The organism is Mangrovimicrobium sediminis, assembly GCF_004745945.1.
GTDB lineage: Bacteria > Pseudomonadota > Gammaproteobacteria > Pseudomonadales > Halieaceae > Mangrovimicrobium > Mangrovimicrobium sediminis.
This window is the reverse complement of the sequence record NZ_SRLE01000031.1, coordinates 1-2,813: the sequence shown is the minus strand read 5'-3', so window position 1 is coordinate 2,813 and position 2,813 is coordinate 1. Positions and strand designations below refer to the sequence as shown.

The following is a 2,813-nucleotide window of genomic DNA, read 5'->3' as shown; positions in this document are numbered from 1 at the left end:
GCTCAAGATGGCAATTAACGCCTGTGGCAGCGGACGCGCGGTAGCGCGGTCCGGCGCCCGAAGGGCGCGAACTGCCCGCACTTGTTATGTTTTTGAGATAGATTCATTTAGCATTCGTACGAATTTCTCGGCTTCCTGGCGCGAAAGCCTTATGGACTTTAGGCTTTTTCCAAGCATTGCATTTTCTGATATCTCGATTCCCACGTGTTTGGTGCCATCTTTTGCTTCCACTGTATGGGACAGAATTCTTCTACTGATCATTCCGCTCTTTTGCTCAATCTCTTCGCCGGACGTACTCACGATGTTCCCCCCGAGGATCATGCCTCTTCCTTTTCTTGTAAACATCGAGTACATCACGAATATGAAGAAGACTACTATGAAAGCATATATCCCATATTTTGAGATCAATTCCATCTCAATAGACTCGCACGATGCTGGCGGAAAACATAACGCTTCAAGCAGGGGCCGCCGTTAGGCGGTCCCGGCGCGAAGCGCCCATGCTGCCTTGACTTGTTATGTGGCACGACGGATGCCTGATTGGAAAACCTGCATATTAGCCCTCATGCACAACCTTCTTGGCAACTGACAATTTGGTTGCGGACTCTGCCCAACCAAGATGTTGCATGTGACAACCCAACTTTGAGGCACCAGGGAGTGGCGAAAGGCTGAGCCCCGCCACCGGAAGATGACCTTGGCAACCGAGAGACAAAAAATGCTAGGGTAGCCAGCGAACGCATTTACTTAATCCCCACTTGCAACTACCACATAACGCTTCAAGCAGGGGCCCGCGTCAGCGGGTCCCGGCGCGAAGCGCCCTTGCTGCCTTGACTTGTTATGTGCCTTACTCATGCCAGCCTTCGCTATGTTCATTTCCATCCTTGGATGAGCGATAACGCTCAAGTTCTTCTTGGTTCGCACCTTCGCCACATCCAGACGAATCACCAAGAAAGCTCACTATAAGAAGGAACACTACGCCAAAACCCGCGACGCCCAGTGCAGAAAAGATGCTTTCCCCCGACTTGTAAGCTTCCACCCCTAGATTCAAGCCCACGATAAAAATGACGGCTCCAACAATCCATTTGAGCGAAGCCAAAAATCCATTCATCGCTTACGGCCCCGGCACATAACGCTTGGTGGCAGCGGACGCGCGGTAGCGCGGTCCGGCGCCCGAAGGGCGCGTACTGCCCGCACTTGTTATGTGTTGCGACGGGACCCTGAATAGCACAGCACCACTCCTTTAGCGCGATGAATTAGAAGGCTGGGACCTAGAGATAATACCCCAGCCACGACCAAACTAAAGAGATTCATACGCGAAACTTCGCCTGGGATTGCGGGGAGTGGAGCAAGGCAGAATTCACTCAAGACCTGATGATTTTGTCGCCAGAAGGACTGCCGATTTAGGGGTAAGGAAATCAACCAGGAGTTCGCCCGGCATTTGCGAGTAACACATAACGCCCTGGTAAGGGGCAGACAAACCAACGGTTTGGCTGTCCCGCGCAGCCCCGTAGGGGCGGAGTGAACTTGACCAGATTGTTATATTTTTTGCTCCAGTTCTCGCAATGTTTCCTGCGCATAACTTATTGACTCGCCGTATTTTTCAGATATGTACTCAAAAACACAATTTAACGCAGATAGCTGCTCTACAGAGAGCCAGGAAAAATTGTAAGCTGAATTGGACCCATTAAAATCTACTTTTTCAAAGTAGGTCGGCAAATACCAATGCAGATTACCAGATGCATCTCTATTTTTGATAATGATCCTTAACATGGATGGAAACATCCACTTTACAGCTTGATGAGTTATGGAAGAAAACTCATCGTATAGAAGCATAACACCATCATATGGCAGCTCTGGCTCCGTAAATTTAGATAGCTTAGGGCTAATTAGAGTCCTCATTAAATCTCTTTCGTCGAAAAGATAAAGCTCATCATCCAATGGCCTCTCCACAAATGGAAAGGCCTTCTCAACCCTCTCTAGTACTTCTTCTTGTGTTAGATAGCCTTCGTATTCCATTGCACGACACTTTAGGAAATATAACGCCCGCAACAGGGGCCACTTTGGAGCGCCAGCGGAAAAGTGGTCCCTGCCTGCTTGCGCTTGTTAAATTTTACGGAGCTTATTAATGGCACAAGTTGCCGCATTTGAAAGCTGCTCCCATTCGCTTGTTTTAACGAAATCCCGAATGTCTGGTGGATTCTGTGGGATGGCATCGGCTACAACCTCTAGTGATTTATCAAATTCCTGAAATATAGCCAGTTCTTCCTTTGTGAATTCCTCTTGATACCAATCCTGATCTTTAGGTATTTGATAGCAATCTTCCCATTGGTTGAATAACTCTGCGGATACATAGGCTATTGGTGCCTTTTCCTGGTAATCCAGCTGCTCCTCTTTGGACGAGATTAGCTCAAGCACATCAAAGACTTCCTTTCGGAAGTTTTTCTTAAGCTGTTCTCTGAGTTCTCGATCCATAATGAAATTTAACGCTTTGTGGCAGCGGACGCGCGGTAGCGCGGTCCGGCGACCGAAGGGAGCGAACTGCCCGCACTTGTTATGTGTTGCGACTGGACCCTGAAAAGCACAGCACTACTCCTTTAGCGCGATGAACAAAACGGCGGGGACCTAGAGATAATACCTCAGCCACAACCAAACTAAAGTGATTCATACGCGAAACTTCGCCTGGGACCGCGGGGCGTGGAGCAAGGCAGAATTCACTCAAGAACTGATGATTTTGTCGCCAGATGGATTGCCGATTTCTGGGTGAAGAAATCAATCGGAAGTTCGCCCGGCATTTGCGAGTAACACATAACGCTTCA

At 48.8% G+C, this 2,813-nt stretch carries 4 protein-coding genes; all 4 read right to left on the bottom strand.

The annotated features are described in order from the left end of the window. Positions 1-84: 84 nt before the first annotated feature. The 4 genes from E4634_RS21020 to E4634_RS21005 all read right to left on the bottom strand — a co-directional run bounded on the left by E4634_RS21020 (position 85) and on the right by E4634_RS21005 (position 2,469). The gene (locus tag E4634_RS21020) at positions 85-414 is read right to left on the bottom strand and encodes a hypothetical protein (protein ID WP_135446651.1); all 330 of its coding nucleotides are present in this window, start codon (positions 412-414) and stop codon (positions 85-87) included. Between the two features lie 427 nt (positions 415-841). Then, positions 842-1,105 carry a hypothetical protein gene (locus E4634_RS21015; protein ID WP_135446650.1) on the bottom strand — a complete coding sequence of 88 codons (264 nt, stop codon included), beginning with the start codon at positions 1,103-1,105 and terminating at the stop codon, positions 842-844. Positions 1,106-1,533: 428 nt separating this feature from the next. Next, on the bottom strand, positions 1,534-2,013 hold the full coding sequence (locus E4634_RS21010; RefSeq protein WP_135446649.1) for a hypothetical protein: 480 nt from the start codon (positions 2,011-2,013) through the stop codon (positions 1,534-1,536). Positions 2,014-2,100: 87 nt separating this feature from the next. After that, positions 2,101-2,469, bottom strand: coding sequence for a hypothetical protein (locus tag E4634_RS21005; RefSeq protein ID WP_135446648.1), 369 nt, complete (start codon positions 2,467-2,469; stop codon positions 2,101-2,103). Between the last annotated feature and the right edge of the window lie 344 nt (positions 2,470-2,813).

Coding starts and splice junctions, on each gene's coding strand:
- E4634_RS21020 (WP_135446651.1), bottom strand. CDS start 414: ATGGAATTGATCTCAAAATATGGGATATATGCTTTCATAGTAGTCTTC.
- E4634_RS21015 (WP_135446650.1), bottom strand. CDS start 1,105: ATGAATGGATTTTTGGCTTCGCTCAAATGGATTGTTGGAGCCGTCATT.
- E4634_RS21010 (WP_135446649.1), bottom strand. CDS start 2,013: ATGGAATACGAAGGCTATCTAACACAAGAAGAAGTACTAGAGAGGGTT.
- E4634_RS21005 (WP_135446648.1), bottom strand. CDS start 2,469: ATGGATCGAGAACTCAGAGAACAGCTTAAGAAAAACTTCCGAAAGGAA.